The 21,060-nt window shown below is 66.4% G+C and carries 17 protein-coding genes; 7 read left to right on the top strand and 10 right to left on the bottom strand.

What is annotated here, in order from left to right:
• Nucleotides 1-95 precede the first annotated feature (95 nt).
• The gene (locus JO059_RS17570; protein ID WP_293320958.1) at nucleotides 96-3,806 is read left to right on the top strand and encodes a multifunctional oxoglutarate decarboxylase/oxoglutarate dehydrogenase thiamine pyrophosphate-binding subunit/dihydrolipoyllysine-residue succinyltransferase subunit; all 3,711 of its coding nucleotides are present in this window, start codon (nucleotides 96-98) and stop codon (nucleotides 3,804-3,806) included.
• 96 nt (nucleotides 3,807-3,902) lie between these two features.
• Here the strand turns inward: JO059_RS17570 and JO059_RS17565 are convergent, their stop codons facing one another.
• The 3 genes from JO059_RS17565 to JO059_RS17555 all read right to left on the bottom strand — a co-directional run bounded on the left by JO059_RS17565 (nucleotide 3,903) and on the right by JO059_RS17555 (nucleotide 7,765).
• Nucleotides 3,903-5,129, bottom strand: a complete 1,227-nt coding sequence (locus JO059_RS17565) for a class I SAM-dependent methyltransferase (RefSeq protein ID WP_293320956.1) — start codon at nucleotides 5,127-5,129, stop codon at nucleotides 3,903-3,905.
• Nucleotides 5,130-5,170: 41 nt separating this feature from the next.
• On the bottom strand, nucleotides 5,171-6,427 hold the full coding sequence (locus JO059_RS17560; RefSeq protein ID WP_293320954.1) for a class I SAM-dependent methyltransferase: 1,257 nt from the start codon (nucleotides 6,425-6,427) through the stop codon (nucleotides 5,171-5,173).
• Between the two features lie 111 nt (nucleotides 6,428-6,538).
• Entirely contained in the window at nucleotides 6,539-7,765 is a 1,227-nt protein-coding gene (locus JO059_RS17555) for a class I SAM-dependent methyltransferase (RefSeq protein WP_293320952.1), read from the bottom strand.
• 133 nt (nucleotides 7,766-7,898) lie between these two features.
• Here JO059_RS17555 and JO059_RS17550 point away from each other — a divergent pair, with 133 nt between their 5' ends.
• Nucleotides 7,899-8,726 carry an SDR family oxidoreductase gene (locus JO059_RS17550; protein ID WP_293320950.1) on the top strand — a complete coding sequence of 276 codons (828 nt, stop codon included), beginning with the start codon at nucleotides 7,899-7,901 and terminating at the stop codon, nucleotides 8,724-8,726.
• 4 nt (nucleotides 8,727-8,730) lie between these two features.
• Here JO059_RS17550 and JO059_RS17545 read toward each other — a convergent pair whose 3' ends face one another.
• Nucleotides 8,731-9,594: a glycine betaine ABC transporter substrate-binding protein gene (locus tag JO059_RS17545; RefSeq protein WP_293320948.1), complete on the bottom strand. Its 864-nt coding sequence runs from the start codon at nucleotides 9,592-9,594 to the stop codon at nucleotides 8,731-8,733.
• Nucleotides 9,595-9,636: 42 nt separating this feature from the next.
• Nucleotides 9,637-10,626 carry a malate dehydrogenase gene (locus JO059_RS17540; protein WP_293320946.1) on the bottom strand — a complete coding sequence of 330 codons (990 nt, stop codon included), beginning with the start codon at nucleotides 10,624-10,626 and terminating at the stop codon, nucleotides 9,637-9,639.
• 173 nt (nucleotides 10,627-10,799) lie between these two features.
• On the opposite strand from JO059_RS17540, the gene corA reads away from it, so the two are divergent.
• Complete coding sequence (gene corA, locus JO059_RS17535; RefSeq protein ID WP_293320944.1) at nucleotides 10,800-11,903, top strand: magnesium/cobalt transporter CorA; 1,104 nt, start codon at nucleotides 10,800-10,802, stop codon at nucleotides 11,901-11,903.
• Between the two features lie 81 nt (nucleotides 11,904-11,984).
• On the opposite strand, the gene ugpC is transcribed toward corA, so the two are convergent.
• The 5 genes from ugpC to JO059_RS17510 are packed head-to-tail and all read right to left on the bottom strand — an operon-like array spanning nucleotide 11,985 to nucleotide 16,866.
• Nucleotides 11,985-13,154, bottom strand: coding sequence for a sn-glycerol-3-phosphate ABC transporter ATP-binding protein UgpC (gene ugpC, locus JO059_RS17530; protein WP_293320942.1), 1,170 nt, complete (start codon nucleotides 13,152-13,154; stop codon nucleotides 11,985-11,987).
• 4 nt (nucleotides 13,155-13,158) lie between these two features.
• Nucleotides 13,159-14,055: a carbohydrate ABC transporter permease gene (locus tag JO059_RS17525; protein ID WP_293320940.1), complete on the bottom strand. Its 897-nt coding sequence runs from the start codon at nucleotides 14,053-14,055 to the stop codon at nucleotides 13,159-13,161.
• The gene (locus JO059_RS17520; RefSeq protein ID WP_293320938.1) at nucleotides 14,045-14,926 is read right to left on the bottom strand and encodes a sugar ABC transporter permease; all 882 of its coding nucleotides are present in this window, start codon (nucleotides 14,924-14,926) and stop codon (nucleotides 14,045-14,047) included. The genes JO059_RS17525 and JO059_RS17520 overlap by 11 nt, the downstream gene beginning before the upstream one ends.
• Nucleotides 14,923-16,335, bottom strand: coding sequence for an extracellular solute-binding protein (locus JO059_RS17515; RefSeq protein WP_293320936.1), 1,413 nt, complete (start codon nucleotides 16,333-16,335; stop codon nucleotides 14,923-14,925). Before JO059_RS17515 ends, JO059_RS17520 begins: the two co-directional genes overlap by 4 nt.
• A 3-nt stretch (nucleotides 16,336-16,338) precedes the next feature.
• Nucleotides 16,339-16,866 carry a general stress protein gene (locus JO059_RS17510; RefSeq protein WP_293320934.1) on the bottom strand — a complete coding sequence of 176 codons (528 nt, stop codon included), beginning with the start codon at nucleotides 16,864-16,866 and terminating at the stop codon, nucleotides 16,339-16,341.
• A gap of 94 nt (nucleotides 16,867-16,960) precedes the next feature.
• Between JO059_RS17510 and JO059_RS17505 the strand changes: the two genes are divergently transcribed.
• The 4 genes from JO059_RS17505 to JO059_RS17490 all read left to right on the top strand — a co-directional run bounded on the left by JO059_RS17505 (nucleotide 16,961) and on the right by JO059_RS17490 (nucleotide 20,665).
• Nucleotides 16,961-17,497 carry a DUF4190 domain-containing protein gene (locus tag JO059_RS17505; protein ID WP_293320932.1) on the top strand — a complete coding sequence of 179 codons (537 nt, stop codon included), beginning with the start codon at nucleotides 16,961-16,963 and terminating at the stop codon, nucleotides 17,495-17,497.
• Between the two features lie 67 nt (nucleotides 17,498-17,564).
• Nucleotides 17,565-18,881, top strand: coding sequence for a CBS domain-containing protein (locus JO059_RS17500; protein ID WP_293320930.1), 1,317 nt, complete (start codon nucleotides 17,565-17,567; stop codon nucleotides 18,879-18,881).
• The gene (locus JO059_RS17495; protein WP_293320928.1) at nucleotides 18,878-19,420 is read left to right on the top strand and encodes a DUF1003 domain-containing protein; all 543 of its coding nucleotides are present in this window, start codon (nucleotides 18,878-18,880) and stop codon (nucleotides 19,418-19,420) included. The genes JO059_RS17500 and JO059_RS17495 overlap by 4 nt, the downstream gene beginning before the upstream one ends.
• 102 nt (nucleotides 19,421-19,522) lie before the next feature.
• A complete protein-coding gene (locus JO059_RS17490) occupies nucleotides 19,523-20,665 on the top strand; it encodes a lytic murein transglycosylase (RefSeq protein WP_293320926.1) in 1,143 nt (380 codons plus the stop codon).
• Nucleotides 20,666-21,060 lie beyond the last annotated feature (395 nt).

Raw genomic sequence — 21,060 nt, 5'->3', positions numbered from 1 at the left:
AGCCTTTATGGGCGGAAACGTGACGAAGGGCGCAGGCGCCGCGCCAGAGGGTTGATCGGGCCTGCAGGGCAAAAGGATCGAGGCGAACAGCGGCCGTGAGCAACATCAGTTCGCCATTCGGGCAAAACGAATGGCTTGTCGAAGAGATGTACCGCAAGTTCCGCGACGACCCCTCCTCGGTCGATCCGAGCTGGCACGAGTTCCTGGTCGACTACAACCCCGAGGCGACCACCGAAACAGCGTCCAGCACTCCGGCGCCCGACGGCCAATCCGCGGCGCCCGCCGCGCCCGTCCGGCCCGCAACGCCCGCACCGGCCGAGCCGCCCACGGCGGCCGAGCCGCCCGCCGCCGCGGCCGAACCCGCCAAGCAGCCCAAAGCGCCCACTCCCCCGCCCGCCGACGGCGACGAGTTGCAGGTGCTGCGCGGCGCCGCCGCGGCCGTCGTCAAGAACATGTCGGCGTCGCTGGACGTGCCGACGGCTACCAGCGTCCGCGCCATTCCCGCGAAGCTGCTGATCGACAACCGCATCGTCATCAACAACCAGCTCAAGCGAAACCGCGGCGGCAAGATCTCCTTCACCCATCTGCTGGGCTATACGCTGGTCCAGGCCGTCAAGAAGTACCCGAATATGAACCGGCACTACGCCGAGGTCGACGGCAAGCCGACCGTGGTCACGCCCGCCCACACGAACCTCGGCCTGGCGATCGACCTGCAGGGCAAAGACGGCAAGCGTTCGCTGGTGGTGGCCGGCATCAAGCGTTGCGAGGAATTGCGCTTCGCGCAGTTCGTCACCGCGTACGAAGACATCGTCCGTCGGGCCCGTGACGGCAAGCTGACCGCGGAAGATTTTGCGGGCGTGACGATTTCGCTGACTAACCCCGGCACCATCGGTACGGTGCACTCGGTGCCGCGACTGATGGCCGGCCAGGGCGCCATCATCGGCGTCGGCGCGATGGAGTACCCCGCCGAGTTCCAGGGCGCAAGCGAGGAGCGCATCGCCGAACTCGGGATCGGCAAACTGATCACCTTGACCTCGACCTACGACCACCGCATCATCCAGGGCGCGGAATCCGGCGATTTCCTGCGCGCGATCCACGAGATGCTGCTGTCCGACGACTTCTGGGACGAGATCTTCCGCGAACTCGGCAATCCGTATCTGCCGGTTCGCTGGAGCACGGACAACCCCGACTCGATCGTCGACAAGAACGCCCGGGTCATGGAGCTCATCGCGGCCTACCGCAACCGCGGCCACCTGATGGCGGACACCGACCCGCTGCGCATGGACGGAAACCGGTTCCGCAGCCACCCCGACCTCGAGGTGCTCACCCACGGGCTGACGCTGTGGGACCTCGACCGCGTGTTCAAGGTCAACGGCTTCGCCGGCTGCGAGTACAAGAAGCTGCGCGACGTGCTGGGCCTGCTGCGCGACGCCTACTGCCGCCACGTCGGCGTGGAGTACACCCACATCCTCGAGCCCGAGCAGCAGCAGTGGCTACAGGAGCGGGTCGAGACCAAGCACGCCAAACCGACCGTGGCCGAGCAGAAATACATCCTGAGCCGGCTCAACGCCGCAGAAGCGTTCGAAACGTTCCTGCAGACCAAATATGTTGGGCAGAAACGCTTTTCGCTGGAAGGCGCCGAAAGCGTGATTCCCATGATGGACGCGGCGATCGACCAGTGCGCCGAGCACGGCCTCGACGAAGTGGTCATCGGGATGCCGCACCGCGGCCGGCTCAACGTGCTGGCCAACATCGTGGGCAAGCCCTACTCGCAGATCTTCAGTGAGTTCGAGGGCAACCTCAACCCCTCCCAGGCGCACGGGTCCGGCGACGTCAAGTACCACCTCGGTGCTACCGGCGTGTACCTGCAGATGTTCGGCGACAACGACATTCAGGTGTCGCTGACAGCGAACCCGTCGCACCTCGAGGCCGTGGACCCGGTGCTGGAGGGCCTGGTCCGGGCCAAGCAGGACCTGCTGAACAGGGGGTCTGAGGACCGAGGGGACCACGGCGGCGAGAAGGCCTTCTCGGTGGTTCCGATGATGCTGCACGGTGACGCCGCCTTCGCCGGGCAGGGCGTGGTCGCCGAGACGCTGAACCTGGCGAACCTTCCCGGCTACCGCGTCGGCGGCACCATCCACATCATCGTCAACAACCAGATCGGGTTCACCACGGCGCCGGAGTATTCCCGGTCCAGCGAATACTGCACGGACGTCGCCAAGATGGTCGGCGCGCCGATCTTCCACGTCAACGGCGACGACCCAGAAGCCTGTGTGTGGGTGGCGAAGCTGGCCGTGGACTTCCGGCAGGAGTTCAAGAAGGACGTCGTCATCGACATGCTCTGCTACCGGCGGCGCGGGCACAACGAGGGCGACGACCCCTCGATGACGAATCCGTCCATGTACGACGTCGTCGACACCAAGCGCGGCGCGCGCAAGAGCTACACCGAGGCCCTCATCGGCCGCGGCGACATCTCACTGAAGGAAGCGGAGGACGCGCTGCGCGACTACCAGGGCCAGCTGGAGCGGGTGTTCAACGAGGTCCGTGAACTCGAGAAGCACGGCGTGCAGCCCAGCGAATCGGTCGAGGCCGACCAACCGGTGCCCGCGGGCCTGGCCACCGCGGTCGACAAGTCGCTGCTGGCCCGCATCGGCGACGCGTTCCTGGCCCTGCCCGAGGGTTTCACCCCGCACCCGCGCGTGCAGCCGGTGCTGGAAAGGCGCCGGGAGATGGCCTACGAGGGCAAGATCGACTGGGCCTTCGGCGAGCTGTTGGCACTGGGTTCGCTGGTCGCCGAGGGCAAGCTGGTGCGGCTTTCCGGGCAGGACACCAGGCGCGGCACCTTCTCCCAGCGGCACTCGGTGATCATCGACCGCCACACCGGCGAAGAGTTCACGCCACTGCAACTGCTGGCGACCAACGCCAACGGCACGCCGACCGGGGGCAAGTTCCTGGTCTACGACTCACCGCTGTCGGAGTACGCCGCCGTCGGCTTCGAGTACGGCTACACCGTGGGCAACCCGGACGCCCTGGTGCTGTGGGAGGCGCAGTTCGGCGACTTCGTCAACGGCGCGCAATCGATCATCGACGAGTTCATCAGCTCGGGTGAGGCCAAGTGGGGCCAGCTGTCCAACGTGGTGCTGCTGCTGCCGCACGGCCATGAGGGGCAGGGCCCCGACCACACCTCGGCGCGCATCGAACGCTTCCTGCAGCTGTGGGCGGAGGGATCGATGACGATCGCCGTCCCGTCGACGCCATCGAACTACTTCCACCTGTTGCGCCGGCACGCGCTTGACGGCATCCAGCGCCCGCTGATCGTGTTCACGCCGAAGTCGATGTTGCGCAACAAGGCCGCGGTCAGCGACATCCGGGACTTCACCGAGATCAAGTTCCGCTCGGTGCTCGAGGAGCCCACCTACGAGGAGGGCACCGGCGACCGGAGCAAGGTCCGCCGGGTCCTGCTGACTAGCGGCAAGATCTACTACGAGCTGGCGGCGCGCAAGGCCAAGGAAAACCGCGAGGACGTCGCCATCGTGCGCATCGAGCAGCTCGCCCCGCTGCCGAAGCGCCGGCTGGGCGAGACGCTGGACCGCTACCCGAACGTCGGCGAGTTCTTCTGGGTGCAGGAGGAACCCGCCAACCAGGGTGCCTGGCCGCGATTCGGGCTGGAGCTGCCGGAGTTGTTGCCGGACAAGCTGACCGGGCTCAAGCGCATCTCGCGCCGGGCGATGTCGGCGCCGTCGTCGGGGTCGTCGAAGGTGCACGCCGTGGAGCAGCAGGAGATCCTCGACACAGCGTTTGCCTAGCGCGGCGACGGCGAGCGCCGGCAACGGCGCGAGCAAGGAGCCGCGCAATCGGGCCTAGCGCGGCGACGGCGAACGCCGGCAACGGCGCGAGCGAGACTATTGGTTGCGAACTCGCTCCAGGCCCATGGCGAGGAAATCAAGACGCCACAGCGACTGAAACAGCTTGCGCGCGAACTTCTCGACCTCGGAAGCGGGCGCTCGTCGCGACTCCATCTGCGCCGCGCGCTCGGCGATCTCGCGAATCGTGCGACGACCGTCGACGGCCTGCACAAAGGGCAGCTGGGCGGCGCTCAGAGGCATGCTCCAATCCGACCGGAACAGCTCGTTACCGTTCAAACCACACCGCATGCGCATCATCGGAATGTAGTCAAGAGCGGCGTCGGTCGAAAAATCAATGGTGTAGGACTCTTTCGGCCGATCGGGGCGGCAGGCGATGAAAAAATGGCAGCCGTTCATTGAGTGGATTCGCTCCATCACCGACCACACCTTGTGCTCGGGCAACTCGTTTACGGCACGGTAGAACGCGTTCGACGGGGTGAACATCTCATGTGCGTAGTACGGCGCCTTGAGGAGCAGTCCCTGAAATTCGAGCCCGGACGAACTGACCAGCTCGATGCACTCTTCGATGGTGTAGCTGCGCTGCCGCCCGTGCAGGAACGTGTCCACCAGCCCGGCGTCGGAAGCCTGCAAATCCCGCGCTATTCGCAAATAGCTCTGCACGGGATGCTCCGGGGGCAGCACCGCCATCGTCTCTTTGACTATCTGGACCCCGGCGTCGTCTTGACGCAGTTGCATCTCGCGAAAGACGGATTCCAGCATCTCGACACCCAGTCGGCCATAGCGTGCGTAAAGCATGACTCCCAGCGCGCCGTCCTGCGCCAGGCAGCCCGCGAGCGACTTCATGCCCGCGTTCGGATCTGCCAGGTGATGCAAAACGCCGGTCGACACGATGAGATCGAACTCGCTTCCCAGCGACGACGCCTCCTCGATGGGCAGCAGACGCAAGTCCAGGTTCCACAGCCCGTGCTTGTCTTTCAGATATTGCTGATGGTCCAGCGAAGGCTGGCTGATGTCGATGGCGACCACCCTGGCGGTGGGGTTCGTGTAGGCGAAAATCGCCGCCTGGTTGGTGCCGCAACCGGCGATCAGGATATCGAGGTCGGGCTTGTACTCCCGGTCCGGCCACAAGACGCGGTGAGCATGCAACGGGTCGAACCACTCCCAGTTGTCCAGGACCCATCCCTCGAGGTCCTGAATGGGCAAGGGATACTTCCACCGCTCGTACTGGCGGGTGACGACATCAGCGCGCGGGTCCTCGGTCACTTCAGCGTTGCTCCCTTGCTGTCGACTGTTTGATCAAGGCCTCATGTGGTTTTCCGTTTGGCACGGGCCTTAACCGCCTGATCCGGGTTCAGACCCATGGCCAGAAAATCGAGACGCCACAGCGACTGAAACAGCTTGCGGCCGAACCTTTCCAGCTCAGCCGAATCCCCTCGGCGCATCCCGGTTTCCGCCACCCGCTGCGCGATCTCGCCGATCGTGCTGCTGCCATCGATGTGTTGTACAAAGGGCAACTGAGCGGCGTTGAGGCCCAAGCTCCAATCGGGCCGGAAAATCGCCGAACCGTTAAAACCGCAACGCATGCGATAAATCGGAACATAATCGACGGAGCCCTCCGCCGAAAAGTCAATCACGTAGCTCTCTTTCGGCCGTTCCGGACGACAGGCCATGAAAAAATGGCAGGCGTTCACGCTCTGGACACGTTCCATCACCGACCAGATCTTCGCCTCCGGCAGCGCATCGACGGCCGGATAGAATCCGCTCGGCGGCGAAAACATTTCGTGTGGGTAATACGGCGCCTTGAGCAGCCAGCCCTGAAACTCCAGTCCGGCCGAGGTGACCAGATCAATAGTCTGGTCAACGGTGTAATTACGGTCGCGGCCGTGCAGGAATGTGTCCACGAGGCCGGTGTCGAACTGCAAATCCTCCGAGCCGGATATTCTCAGATAGCTCTGGATGGGATGATCCGGCGACAGCACCGAAATCGCCTCTTTGACTATTTGGACCGAGGCATCATCTTGGCGCAGCCCCATGTCGCGAAAGGCCGATTGCAACATCTCAACTCCGAGCCGGCCGTATTTCGCATATAGCATGATGGCCGCGACGCCGTGGGGCCGCAGGCAGCTACCGATCGCTTTCATGCCGACGAGCGGATCGGCCATGACCATCAAGACTCCGGTCGACACCACGAGGTCGAATTCCTGACCCAGCGACGGCAGCTCTTCGATCGGAAGTAGATGCAGCTCCAGGTTGAACAACCCGTGCTTGTCCTTCAGATACTGCTGATGATCCAAAGACGGCTGGCTCACATCGACCGCCACCACTTTCGCGTCACGGTTGGTGTACGCGAACATTGCCGCCTGGTTGGTGCCGCAGCCGGCGATCAGAATGTCCATATCGGGCTTGTATTCCCGGTCGGGCCATAAAACCCGGTGCGCGTGAAACGGGTCAAACCACTGCCAATTGTCGACGGACCATTCGTCGAGATCCAATACGGGCTGCGGATACCTCCACCGCTCGTACTGACGCGAAACAACGTCGGCGCGCGGATCGTCGCTCATTGCAGTGCTGGCTCCTTTGCCGTCAACCGTTGACGAGGCTCGCTCGGGCTGAGAGTAACCCAGATCTCCCTCGTCCGCGGCGCTATTGCGAGCTAGTCCCCACGCCCCCAATCAATCCCGGACGGCGTCGAGGCCCATCGCCAGAAAATCGTGCCTCCACAGCGACTGAAATAGCTTGCGGCCAAATTTCTCCACCTCGGCCTGCTCCCCGCGCCGCGTCCCCGTTTGCGCCACAAGTTCGGCGATCTCGCGAATCGAGCGTCGACCGTCGACGTGCTGCACGAAGGGCAGTTGCGCCGAGTTGAGCGTCAAACACCCACCGGGTCTGACGATGTCGGCTCCTGCCAGACCGCACTGCAAACGCATCATCGGGACGTACTCGCGTGCGGCCTCGGCCGAGAAATCGATCCGGTAACCCTGTTGGGGCCGATCCGGACGGCAAGCCATGAAGAAATGGCAGGCGGCCATAATGTGGAGGCGTTCCATCACCGACCAAAGCTGCCGCTCGGACAATGCGCTTACGGCGCCATGGGCCGGGGTTCCCGGCAGGAACCAGTCGTGCGGATAATACGGCCTATTGACGAGCCATCCCTGAAATTCCAGCCCCGCCGAAGCGACCAGATCGAGGCAGTCGTCGACGTCATAGCTACGGTCGCGGCCGTGCAGAAACGTGTCCACCACGGCGGCATCGAATTGCAATTCCCAGTCGCCCTCGGCTTTGAAATAGGTGCGCAGAGGGTGCTCCGCGGGTAGCACCGAGATCGCCTCTTTGACTATCCGGACCGACGCATCGTCTTGGCGCAGCCCCATGTCGCGAAAGACGGATTGGAGCATCTCGACTCCGGTTCGGCCGTATTTCGAATAAAGCGTCAGGCCGATGGCGCCGTTGCGCCGCAGGCAGCCGCCGAGCGCTTTCATCCCGACCAGCGGGTCGGCCAGGTGGTGCAACACGCCGGTCGAGACGATCAGGTCGAAGTCCTCGCCCAGCGTTGATACCTCTTCGACCGGAAGCAGATGCAGCTCCAGGTTCCACAGCCCGTGCTTGTCCTTCAGGTACTGCTGATGATCCAGCGACGGCTGACTGATGTCGACCCCGACGACCTTGGCGCCGGGGTTTCGGTGCGCGAAGAGCGCCGCCTGGTTGGTGCCGCAACCCGCGATCAAGATATCGAGATCGGCTTTGTAATCCCTGTCCGGCCACAACATCCGGTGGAAGTGGGAAGGATCGAACCAAAACCACTGGCCGTCGGGCAACGCCTCGAGATCCTCGATGGGTCGCGGGTAGCGCCACCGCTCGTACTGGCGGGAGACAACGTCGGCGCGCGGATTCTCGTTCACCTCAGCGGTCGCTCCTCTGCGGTCAACTGCTGATGCTGGTCGCGGGCCGAGAGTATCCCAACGACCCCTCTGGCAGAGCGGTATTCGGGGCACCGGCTAGCCTCGACGGAAGCAAACGACAAGGAGGCTGCGCATGCAGGGGTTCGCCGGCAAGGTCGCCGCGGTCACCGGCGCCGGTTCGGGTATCGGGCAGGCGCTGGCGATCGAGCTGGCCCGCTCGGGCGCCAAGGTGGCGATCAGCGACGTCGACACCGAAGGCCTGGCGCAAACCGAGGAGCAGTTGACGGCCATCGGAGCGCAGTTCAAGGCGGACCGGCTCGACGTGACCGAGCGGGAGGCCTTCCTGGCCTACGCCGACGCGGTCAACGAGCACTTCGGCAAGGTCAACCAGATCTACAACAACGCCGGCATCGCCTTCACGGGCGACGTGGAGATCAGCCAGTTCAAGGACATCGAACGGGTGATGGACGTCGACTTCTGGGGCGTCGTGAACGGCACCAAGGCGTTCCTCCCGCACGTGATCGCCTCCGGCGACGGCCACATCGTCAACATCTCGAGCGTGTTCGGGCTGTTTTCGGTGCCCGGGCAGGCGGCCTACAACTCGGCCAAGTTCGCGGTCCGGGGCTTCACCGAGGCCCTGCGCCAGGAGATGGTGCTGGCCCGCCACCCGGTCGCGGTGACCACCGTGCACCCCGGGGGCATCAAGACCGCGATCGCCCGCAACGCCACCGCCGCCGAGGGACTCGACCGCGACGAAATGGCCAAGCTGTTCGACAAGCGGCTGGCCAGGACCAGCCCGCAGCGGGCCGCGCAGGTCATCCTCGAGGCCGTGCGCAAGAAGAAGGCCCGGGTGCTCGTCGGCACCGACGCCAAGATCTTGGACGCCATGGTGCGCGTGGCCGGCCCCTACTACCAGCAGCTCTTCGGATCCGTCGTGGGCCGGATAATGCCCAAGCCCTGACGCGTCAGCGGCCCAGCGGATGTTCGGCCAACCATCCGCCCGCGACCGCCTGCGGGTCGGCACCGCCGGCCACCTGGCGGCGCATGTCGGCCAGGGCGGCGGTGTCCAGGACACCGGCCACTTCGTTGACTGCCAGCAGTTGACGATCGCTCAGCGCGTTGCGGCGATACAGCGGCACCACGTTCTCCGCCGGTATCAGCGACGGTTTGCCGTCGGCCAGCGAAACCAGGTCGGGCGGAATGCCGGGGTCGGCAGTGGTGGTCCACCCCGCCGTCAGCTGCCCGGTCCGAACAGCGTCGAAAACCGCTGGCGCATTGGGGAATTCGCGCGGGGCGGGCAGCCGGCAGGAGCCCACCGACGACGGGGCCTCGAACCCGGTGACCGCCCCGATCGCCAGCCCGTCACAGTGTTTGAGCAGCAGGCTCAGGTCAGCGCTCGTGCCCTGACCACCCCAGTCCTTGGCGGTGGCCGGCGTGACCAGGAGCACGGGCTTGTCTTCGGCGGCGGTGGTGTAGTCGCCCGCCAAAACGCCCTCGGGCAGCGCCGCGATCATCGCCCGGTAGACCTGCGTGTCGGACAGGGCGCCCGAAGACGCCCCGGCGCCGGGCTGCAGGCGCCGCAGCGTCTGCCCGGTGAATACGGGCACGACGGTGAATTCGCCCGAGTCCAGCTTCGCCATCGGCTCGGCCGCGGTGTCCGGTCGCGCCGCGAAGCCGTAGGACCGCAGCGCCGCCACATAGATCGCGGCCAGCAGCACCGATTCGGAGTCCGGCCGGGACCCGACCACCAGCTCCGGAGCGGGACGGCGGTCGCCACACCCCGCAAGCGCAAGCAGCGCGGCCAGCAGCAGAGCGGCCGGCCTGATCACCCGGAGGTGTGGGAGGCGATCGCGACGGCAGCGGGCATGGCCTCAGATCAGCCCGAGCTCGGTGACCGCGTTGCGCTCGTCGGCCAGCTCGGCGGTCGAGGCGTCGATCCGGCCGCGGGAGAACTCGTCGATCTCCAGCCCCTGCACGATCTTCCAGTTGCCGTCCTTGGTCGTCACCGGGAAGGAGGAGATCAGCCCCTCGGGCACGCCATAGGAACCGTCGGAGATGACGGCCATCGACACCCAGTCGCCGTCGGGGCTGCCGCGCAGCCAGTCGCGGGCGGCGTCGATGGTCGCCGACGCGGCCGAGGCGGCCGACGAGGCGCCGCGCGCGTCGATGATCGCCGCGCCGCGCTTGGCGACGGTCGGGATGAAGTCGTTCTCGATCCAGGCCTGGTCGCCCACCACCTCGGCCGCGTTTTTGCCGCCGACCTCGGCGTGGAACACGTCCGGGTATTGGGTGGCCGAGTGATTGCCCCAGATCGTCATCTTCTTGATGTCGGTGACCGCGGCGCCCGTCTTCTTGGCCAGCTGCGAAATCGCCCGGTTGTGGTCGAGGCGGGTGAGCGCGGAGAACCGCTCCCGCGGGATGTCGGGCGCGTTGCTCATCGCGATCAGCGCGTTGGTGTTGGCCGGGTTGCCCGTCACGCCGACGCGCACATCATCGGCGGCCACCGAGTTGAGGGCCTTGCCCTGAGCGGTGAAGATCGCGCCGTTGGCCTCCAGCAGGTCCCCGCGCTCCATGCCCTTGGTGCGCGGCCGGGCGCCGACGAGCAGGGCCAAGTTCACGCCGTCGAAGATCTGGTTCGGGTCGGCGCCGATCTCGACGCCCGCCAGCAGGCCGAACGCGCAGTCGTCGAGCTCCATCACGACACCCTCGAGCGCTTTGAGTGCCGGCTCTATCTCGAGCAGGCGCAGTTCGATCGGGCGGTCCGGCCCGAGCAATGCACCGCTCGCCAGGCGGAACAACAGGCTATAGCCGATTTGGCCGGCGGCGCCGGTGACGGCGACCTTGACTGGACTTGAGCTCACGTCGGTTGGCTCCTTATGGAGAAGGTCAGCATTTTTCGGTCTCGAAACTAGCGCACGCCTGTCGGCCCGAGACCCCCGGACCAGCCCCGGACCGGCTTTTCATTCCGTGTTTCACCAGGACGCGTAGCATTGAGCACCGCTTTGGCGAACCTGCGCTGCGACCGGAGGTGAAGGTGTTTCCAGGGCCTGACGCATTGCCCGAAGTGCTGCGACCGCTCGCACGTCGGACGCACGAACCGGACCCACCCGCCGCCCCGCCTGCGCCTCGCAAGGCATTGGTCGACTGCGCGGTCTACGCCGAAGGCCACCGGCTACCCGGCACATTGAGCTACGCCGCGGCGCTGACCAAAGTGCGCGAGATCGAATTCCTCGGGCACCAGGGGTTCGTCTGGGTCGGCCTGCGGGAACCGAACCAGGCCGAAATGCAAGAGGTGGCGGATGTTTTCGGGCTGCACCCGTTGGCCGTCGAGGACGCCGTGTGCGCGCATCAACGCCCCAAGCTGGAGCGCTACGACGACACCCTGTTCCTCGTTCTCAAGACCGTCAACTACGTCCCGCACGAATCGGTGACCCAGGCCCGCCAGATCGTCGAAACCGGCGAGATCATGGTCTTCGTCGGCAAGGACTTCGTCGTCACCGTGCGCCATGGCGAACACGGCGGACTGTCCGAGGTACGCAAGCGGATGGACGCCGACCCCGAGCAGTTGTGCCTGGGACCGTACGTGGTCATGCATGCCATCGCCCACGACGTGGTGAACCACTACCTCGAGGTGAGTCATCTGGTGGAAGCCGACATCGACGCCATCGAGGAAGTGGCGTTCGCGCCGGGCAGCAAGGTCGACGTCGAACCGATTTACCTGCTCAAGCGCGAGGTCGTCGAGCTGCGCCGGTGCGTCAACCCGCTGTCCGGCGCGTTCCAGCGGATACAGCACGAAAACAAGGACCTGATCTCGAAGGAAGTGCGGCGCTATATGCGCGACCTCGCCGATCACCATGCCGAGGCTGCGGAGCACATCGGCAGCTACGACGAGATGCTGAATTCGCTCATCCAGGCGGCGCTGGCCCGGGTGGGCATGCAGCAGAACTCCGACATGCGCAAGATCTCGGCCTGGGCCGGGATCATCGCGGTGCCGACGATGATCGCGGGCATCTACGGCATGAACTTTCAGTTCATGCCGGAACTGAAGTGGCAGTGGAGCTACCCGGTGGTAATCGCCGTCATGGTCGGCTCCTGCCTGGCCCTGTACTTCAGCTTCCGAAAGGTCAACTGGCTCTAGCCTTTTAGGCGCGAGCAGACGCAGAGGCTGCCAATTCTTCGGCGTGTCGGGAGCTCTTGCATCTGGCGGCCGTTAGACCGGCTATTCCGGCGCGATGGTGAGGTTCGCCCCAGAGTCGCCATCGAAGACGGCCAGCTTCGTCGTGTCGAGGGCCAACTCGAGCGACTGCCCGATGGCCGCCTTCGACTCGGGGGGAACCCTTGCGATGAACTGGTTTTCGTGCACTTCCCCCTCGGCCTCCAACTCGTCGAGCTGCGCCGAGTGCACCGCCGGGCCCGCGGTGGTGAAGTAGACGTACTTGTCGGCGCCCAGCGACTCGACCAGGTCGACGTTCACCTCGAAGGTCAGCGCTTTGATGCGCTGGTAGCCGTCGACGAGGGCCGCGTCGGCGAGGTGCTCGGGGCGCGCCCCGACGATGATGTTGTCGGTCTTCGGGTGCTGCGCGATCACGTGTTGGACCTCCGGCGTCAGCATCACCTCGCCGAAGGCCAGCGTCAGACCGGTCGGCGTCAGCGTCGCCGGGAAGAAGTTCATGGCCGGCGAGCCGATGAACCCGGCGACGAACAGGTTGGCGGGACGCTCGTAGAGTTCGTCGGGCGTGCCGATCTGCTGGGCCACGCCGGAGTGCATCACCACCACGCGATCGCCCAGCGTCATGGCCTCGGTTTGGTCATGGGTGACGTAGACCGTCGTGGTGCCCAACCTTCGCTGCAGGCGGGCGATTTCGCCGCGCATCTGCACGCGCAGCTTGGCATCCAGGTTGGACAGCGGCTCGTCCATCAGGAACGCCTTGGGGTGACGCACGATCGCCCGGCCCATCGCGACCCGCTGTCGCTGGCCACCCGACAACTGGGAGGGCTTACGGTCCAGAAGATCCGTCAGGTCAAGGGTTTTGGCGGTTTCCTCCACTTTGCGGGCGATCTCGCTCTTCTTCATCTTCGCCAGCGTCAGCGGGAAGGCGATGTTCTGCCGCACCGTCATGTGCGGGTACAGCGCGTAGGACTGGAACACCATCGCGATGTCGCGGTCCTTGGGCGCCTTCTCGTTCATCCGTTCTCCGTCGATGCGCAATTCGCCCGACGAGATATCCTCAAGGCCCGCAATCATGTTCAGCGTCGTTGTCTTGCCGCAACCCGAGGGGCCCACGAGGATCAGGAACTCGCCGTCGGCGATGGTGATGCTGAGGTCCTGCACCGCCGTCGCGCCGTCGGGGTAACTCTTGTTGACGTGGTCCAACACAATTTCGGCCATCGCGCTATCCCTTCACAGCGCCAGAGGTCAACCCGGCGACAATACGTCGTTGGAAGATTAGAACAAAGATGATGATCGGCACCGTGATCACCATGGCACCGGCGGCGATCGATCCCGTGGGCTCCTCGAACTGTGAACTGCCGGTGAAGCTCACGATCGCGACGGGCGCGGTGACCGCCGCCTTCGTGGCGGTCAGGGACAGCGCCAGCAGCAGGTCGTTCCAGGCGAAGATGAACACCAGGATCGCCGCGGTCACCAGGCCGGGCGCCGCCAGCGGCACGATCACCCTGCGGAACGCCTGTCCCGGGGTGGCGCCGTCCATCTTGGCCGCCTTCTCCAGATCCCACGGGATCTCCCGGAAGAACGCCGACAGCGTGTAGATGGCAAGGGGCAACGCGAAAGTGATGTAGGGCAGGATCAATCCCGGCCAGGTGTCGAAGAGACCGAGCCGGCGTTCGATGTTGAACAACGGGGTGACCAGCGAGACCGCCGGGAACATCGTGATCAGCAGGGCGGCGCCCACCAGCACCCGCTTGCCGGGGAAGCTGAGCCGGGCGACCGCGTAGGCCGCCATCGCGCCGAGCACCACCGCGATCGCGGTGGTGATCAAGCCGATCCCGATCGAGTTGATCAGCGCCGAGGCGAAGATGTCGCCGCGGAAGATGCCGCGGTAGTTGTCGAGGGTGACCGATGACGGAATCAGGTTGCCGTCCTTGATCGTTGACGTCGGCTTGAGCGAAAGGCTGAGAATCCACAGCACCGGCACCAGCGCGTACGCCACGACCAGGGTGTCGACCACGGCCCACACCGTGGCACGCCCCGCGGCCCCCTTGGCTGCGCTCCCCTTGGGCGCGCCTCCCTTGGCCGAGCCACCCTGCTCGCCACTCCGGTCAGCGGCCATCGGGGTCACCCCCGGCTGCCGACGAAGTGACGCCGAAGACCTTGATGTAGACCAGCGCGATGATGCCCGCGCAGACGAAGATCAGCACACTGATCGCCGACCCCAATCCCACATTGAAGCCTTTGAACAGATTGTCGTAACCCAGGATTGACACCGACTGGGTGTTGTTGTTCCCGTTGGTCAGCACGTAGATGTTGTCGAAGATGCGGAAGGCATCCAGCGTCCGGAACAGCAGCGCCACCACGACCGCAGGCTTGATGATCGGCAGGATGATCCGCGTCAGCCGGCGCCAGGCGCCGGCCCCGTCCACCTGCGCGGCTTTCAGCAGGTCCTCGGGCACCAGCGCCAGCCCGGCCAGTAGCAGCAGCGACATGAACGGCGTGGTCTTCCAGACCTCGGCGATCACGACGATTCCCAGCGACGGCATCTGCTCGGTCAGCGGCGCGCTGCCGTGCGGAAGCAGGTTCGCCAGATAGCCGGTCCCGGGCGTCCACGCGTAATACCAGCTGTACGAGGCGACCGCCGTCACGATTCCGTAGGGAATGAGCACCGCGGTGCGCACCAGACCCTTGCCGACGAGGGTGCGGTGCATCACCAGCGCCAACGTCACGCCCAGCACGAACTCGACCGACACCGAAACCACCGTGATTCCCAGTGTCACGGCCAGCGCCGTCCACCAATAGCGGTCGGTCAGGATCGTCTGGTAATTGCTCCAGCCGACGAACGCGGTGTCGTCGGGGGTGGCGAAGTTGTTGCGCTGCAGGCTAAGCCACACCGCGTAGCCGATGGGGTAAGCGGTTACGGCCAGCATCAGCGTCGCCGCCGGCGCCACCAGCAGCAGCCCCAGTCGCCGTTCGGACAGCCCCGTCACGGCAACAGCCCCTTGCCGTCGATGGCCTTTTGCACCTGCGCGGCCAGCTCGTCGGCCGTGCGGTCCGGGTCGATCTTCGTGATCGGGCTCAGCACGGACGAAAGCCGCAGCGACACCGCCTGATACACAGGGGTCGCCGGCCGCACGGCGGCGTCGATGAGCTGCTGGCGGATGACGGTGTGCATCGGGTACTTCGCCTGGAATTGCGGGTCGGAGTATAGGGATCCGCGCACCGGCGGCAGGCCGCCCTGGATCGAGACGTACTTCTGGCTGTTTCGGCTGCGCAGGCAGCGGACCGCTTCGAACGCCTCGGCGCGATGGCGAGTGGTGCTGGCCACCGCGAGGTTCAGCCCGCCGATCGTCACCTTGGCGGGCCTGCCCGCCGCCACGCCAGGGTACGGCGCGAAGCCGAACACCCGCCGGCTGGCGTCGTAGGCGATGCGGAATTGCTCATCGTCGGGCACGAATGCGCCGACGTCGTTGACGCTGCCGGCCAGCGCCGGGTCCCGGTTCAGCGGTAGGAAGGGCACGCCGCCCTTGACCGCGTTGTCCAGCATGGAGGCCAGCACATACGGCCAGTTGACCTCGAGCGCGGCCTTGCCCTGTTCGACGGCCAGCCGGGCGGTGCCCTCGTCGGTGCGGGTGATCGACGGATCGGCCCCCGGTGCGGTGGCCACCGCCTTGAGAATTCGCAGGGCGTTGACGGTGGCGGCCCGGTGCGCGGGCGAGTCGGTCAGGGTGACGTGCCGGCCGTCCTCGGAAAGCACCTGACCGCCGGCGCTGACCAGCAGCGTGTTGAACCACACCACCAGACCCTCGCCCTCGTTGGCCTGCACGGCGATCTCGCCGGGCTGCCCCGTGGACTGCAGTTCCGCGGCCGTGGCCAGCATCCCATCCCAGTCTTGCGGTGGTTGCGTCACCAAATCGGCTCGATACCAGAGCAACTCGGTATTGGTGGTCACCGGTGCGGTATACAAGCGGTGCTTCCAACCGGCCGTCGCGAGCGGGCCCGGCAGTGTGTCGGCCGTGGCGTCGGCCTCGGCCAGCTTCGCCGGGTCGTCGGACAGCGGGAGCGCCCAGCCCGCTTCGGCGAACTCCGCGGTCCACACCACGTCCAGCGCCATCACGTCGAGGCCGCGGTCGCGAGCGCTCAGCCGCCGCGCCAGCTGCAGCCGCTGCTCGCCGGGCGCTCTGGGCAGGCTCACGTGCTGGATGGTGAAGCGCCCGCCGAGTTGCCGGGTGCAGTCCCGGGCGACGGCGGCGAATGTCGGGCCGTCGGTGGCCGGGGTGTAGAAGCTGATCACCAGACCCGTGTCGCCCGATCCGCAGGCCGACGACGGGGCCGCGATGGTCAGCGTCGCCAGCAAGACCGCGCCCACTCGGCGCGTGCGCCAACGAGTCACACGCAAGCGTCAGATCGCCAGGCGTGCGAGCAGGTCGCGCGCCTTCTCCGCGTTTTGCGGATCGCACAGCACGTCATAACGGCCGGCGACCAACTGCATGGTCGAGCTGAAATCCCTTGTGCCGCGGGCCATTGCATAGGGCACCGCGGAGGTGATCAAGCCGAAGAACACCCCGGCGACCAGACCGGTGGCCAGCGCCGCCCAGGGGTTGGGGCTGAAGAACCCGAGCACCAACCCGATGAACAAGCCCAGCCAGGCCCCGCTGAGAATGCCGCCGCCGAGCACCTTGGGCCAGCTCAGCCTTCCGGTCACTCGCTCGACCTGCATGAGGTCGACGCCGACGATCGTCACCTGTTGCACGGGGAACTGTTGATCGGACAGATAGTCGACGGCGCGCTGCGCCTCGGCGTAGGTGGGATAAGACCCCACGGGCCACCCCTTGGGTGGTGTCGGCAGTGCGGGCACACCGCGCCGGCCGGCCGCCCCGCCAGCGGGGGTGGCGCCGGGAACCTGTCCGGGCTGAAAAGGATTAGTCATTTGACGCTCATTCTCCTCCAGCTCGGCTTGTCCTCCAGCTCGGCGTCTCCGGTCGCCATGGTCTCATCTTGGGGCCACCCTCTGATCGTCTAGTTTGAACACCGTGTCAGCTCCCGAGGGTGGCTTCGGCGAGGTTGCCCACGGCGGCCGGGAGCCGGTGCGGCCGGAGTGGATGGCCCCCTGGGATCCGTCGGGGCCCCCCTACCCGCCCCCGGGGTACCCGGCCCCTCCCGGCTATCCGGTTCGTCCCGACTATCCGGTTCTTCCCGGCTATCCGGTTCTTCCCGGCTATCCGGTCCACCCCGGCTATCCCGTCCATCCCGGTTATCCGACCCGGCCGGGCTTCCCGGACGACTACGGCTACCCGACCTATCCGGGCGGCTGGGGCGACGCCGGAGCTCTGCGAACCGGCATGAACGGACTGGCGATCGCCTCGCTGATCTCGTCGTTCGCCGGCGTGTTCTGCTGCGTCGGCGCGATCGTGGCCATCGTCGTCGGCGCCCTCGCACTCAACCAGATCAAGCGGACCCACCAAGATGGCTACGCCGTGGCCGTCGCGGGCATGGTGATCGGCGTCGCGACGCTGATCGTGGTGCTGGTCGTCGCGATCTTCGCGGTCCATTCGGGTTAGCCGCGACCGACACCCCGGTCACCTGCCGTCCGCGCCCAGGCCGCCCGGACTGCCTAGGCTCTGCCACATGACGTCGGTTAACAGGGTCAACAGGGTCTACGTCGCGCGGCTCGCGCGGATGTTGGTGTTGGGACCCATGGGCGAATCGTTCGGGCGCGTCCGCGATGTCGTGATCAGCATCAGCATCGTCCGGCAGCAACCGCGGGTCCTGGGATTGATCGTCGATCTGGCGACCCGCCGCAGTGTCTTCATTCCGATCCTGCGCGTCGCCGCCATCGAGCCCGACGCCGTGACGCTCAACACGGGCAGCGTGTCCTTGCGGCACTTCGAACAGCGGCCCGGCGAGGTGCTGGCGATCGGCCAGGTGCTCGACACCATGGTCAGGGTCAAAGACCCCGCGCTGCCGGAGATCGACGGCGTGGACGTGGTCATCACCGACCTGGGAATCGAACAGACCCGGACGCGGGACTGGCTGGTGACCCGGGTTGCCGTCCGCACCCAACGACTGCTGCGGCGGCGCGGCCCCGTGCACGTCGTCGACTGGCAGAACGTGCATGGTCTGACCCCGTCGGCGCTGGCGCTGCCCGACCAGGGGGTGGCACAGCTGCTCGAGCAGTTCGAAGGGCGCAAGGCGGTGGACGTGGCCGACGCGATCCGCGGTCTGCCGCCGAAGCGGCGCTACGAGGTGCTCAAGGCGCTCGACGACGACCGGCTGGCCGACATTCTGCAGGAGCTGCCGGAGCTGGATCAGGCCGACGTGCTCTCGCACCTTGGCACCGACCGATCGGCCGACGTGCTCGAGGAGATGGATCCCGACGACGCCGCCGACCTGCTCGGGGTGTTGAATCCCACGGACGCCGAGATGCTGCTGACGCGAATGGACCCTGGAGAATCCGCCCCCGTGCGGCGGCTGCTGACTCACTCCCCCGACACCGCGGGCGGCTTGATGACCTCGGACCCGGTGGTGTTGACGCCCGACACATCCGTTGCCGAGGCGCTGGCACGGATCCGCGATCCCGATCTGACCGCGGCGTTGTCGTCCATGGTGTTTGTGGCCCGGCCGCCGACCGCGACTCCCACCGGCCGCTACCTGGGCTGCGTCTCGCTGCAGCGACTGCTGCGCGAGCCGCCTGGCGAACTGGTCGGCGGGATCGTCGACAGCGACCTGCTCACCCTCACGCCGGAGACCCCGCTGGGCGCGGTGACCCGCTACCTCGCCGCGTACAACCTGGTGTGCGGGCCGGTGCTCGACGACCAGAACCACCTGTTGGGAGCGGTGACGGTGGACGACCTGCTCGATCACTTGCTCCCGCACGACTGGCGGGTGGACGTGCAGCAGCTGGACGTCGCCGGCCGGCTCGGAGGATTGGGAGGATCCGGGTGAACAAATCCACGGCACCACGACGCCTGTACACCCCGCGGACCTCGCGGCGGTACTCGCCCCGCGTGGATCCCGAGGCCGTCGGGCAGATTACCGAGTCCATCGCGCGGTTCTTCGGCACCGGCCGCTACCTGCTGATTCAGACGATTGTGGTGCTGGCCTGGATCGGGCTGAACATCTGCGCGGTAAGCCTGCGCTGGGACCCCTACCCGTTCATCCTGCTCAACCTGGCGTTCTCCACCCAGGCCGCCTATGCCGCGCCGTTGATCCTGCTCGCCCAGAATCGTCAGGAGAATCGGGACCGGGTCGCGCTCGAGGAGGATCGGCGCCGCGCCTCACAGACGAAGGCGGACACGGAGTTTCTGGCCCGCGAGCTGGCGGCGTTGCGGCTGGCCGTCGGCGAGGTAGTCACCCGTGAATACCTGCGCCACGAGCTGGAGGATCTCCGCACGATGTTGACCGCGTTGCAGCCGGAGAGCACGGACGGGGAGGCCCCACGGACGAATGACGCCCTGGAGCGGACGGCCAAGAAATCCCGCTAATTACCAATTCAGCTATTGCGCCACTCCCGTCACGAGGGTTATGTATTGTGATCTGGTTCACGAAGCCTGAGCTAATTGCTTCCCGACCTTAAGGACGGGCCAGTGCGCATTGGGGGACGCTGGGGTGCACGCGTCGTCGCCGCGGCGGCTCGGCACCGCTCATCCGGCGTAACACGGACACCTGTCTTCCCCGTTGCCGTGATCGCTCCCCTGGTGTTCGCCGGCGCGGTCGGCGGCGCCGGCCCCTCCTTGCACGGACACGTCGCGCCGGTCCACGGACAGGTTGCGCCCGTGCGTACGGCCATCGCCCCGGTGGCCGCGGTTTCGCCCGCCATCCCCGACCTCAGCGGCCCGGCCGTGATCGCCGCAGGGCGCGCACCGACAGCATTCCACGTCGCCCAGGGCGCATCGGTCGCGCCGCCACCCCCGATGGTGGTGAATGTGCCCGGCGCGCTCGGCATTCCGTCGATCGCGCTGGCGGCCTACCGCACTGCGGAACAGCGAATGGCCGTCGCGGCGCCGGGCTGCGGCGTCAGCTGGAACCTGCTGGCCGGGATCGGCCGCATCGAGTCGGGCCACGCGGGCGGCGGCGCCGTCGACGCACGGGGAACCGCGGTCGTCCCCATCTACGGTCCCGTGCTGGACGGCTCGCTGCCGGGTAACGAGGTGATCCTGCAAAGCAGCGTGGGCAATCGCCCGACGTATGCGCGGGCGATGGGGCCGATGCAGTTCTTGCCCGGCACCTGGGCGCGATACGCCGCCGACGGCACCGGCGGCGGCGCACCCGATCCGCAGAACCTGTTCGACTCCGCGCTGGCGGCCGCCCGCTACCTGTGCAGCGGTGGTCTCAACCTGCGCGATCCGTCGCAGGTCATGGCCGCGATCCTGCGCTACAACAACTCGATGGCATACGCGCAGAACGTGCTGGGTTGGGCGGCGGCGTACGCGACCGGCGTGGTCCCGGTCGACCTGCCGCCGCTGACCGGACCCCCGCCGCCGCTCGGCAACGCGCACGACGAGCATCCCGAGGGCCTCGGGCCGAACCTTCCGATGAACGTCATCGGGCTGCCGTCGGACGATCCGTTTGCGCGGACACCGCTGATCGACCTGAGCCCGCAGCCCAGCGTCTCCCAGCCGTGGGACCCGTGGGGCCTCCAGTTGCAGCAACCGCAAACGACGCGACTGCCCGGCTGCACGATCATCTGCATCGGCCCACAGGGCCCGGGTCCCGCTCCGGGCGGCTGACCGGCCAACCGCCGCCCCCGCCTAATGGGGATCGATCGGCGTGCCGTTGACAGGTGTGGTCGTTATCGCGGGAGGCTGATCACTGAGCCGCTGGTCGGTGAGCACTGTGCTCCGCCCGAAGTCATTGCGATTTCTAATTCTAGATCGTGCCCCGGTCAGTTTCGGTGAGGTCGCTTGTAGCGCTACTGGGATGTCGTGCCGTCCGATCGAGCACTGATCCATTAGGTCGCCGCCGAGTGTCCTCGGGCTCGATGAAGATGAACAGCGAGGAAAGGTGGTGATCGATGATCTTCGTGGGCGACGATTGGGCCGAAGACCATCACGACGTGTTCTTGATGGACGAGGCCGGCAAGCGCTTGGCTTCGCGACGACTACCCGAAGGCCTGACCGGGATC

It is taken from the genome of Mycobacterium sp., assembly GCF_019247615.1.
In the GTDB taxonomy this organism is placed as follows: domain Bacteria; phylum Actinomycetota; class Actinomycetes; order Mycobacteriales; family Mycobacteriaceae; genus Mycobacterium.
This window is presented reverse-complemented; position numbering and strand designations above follow the sequence as displayed.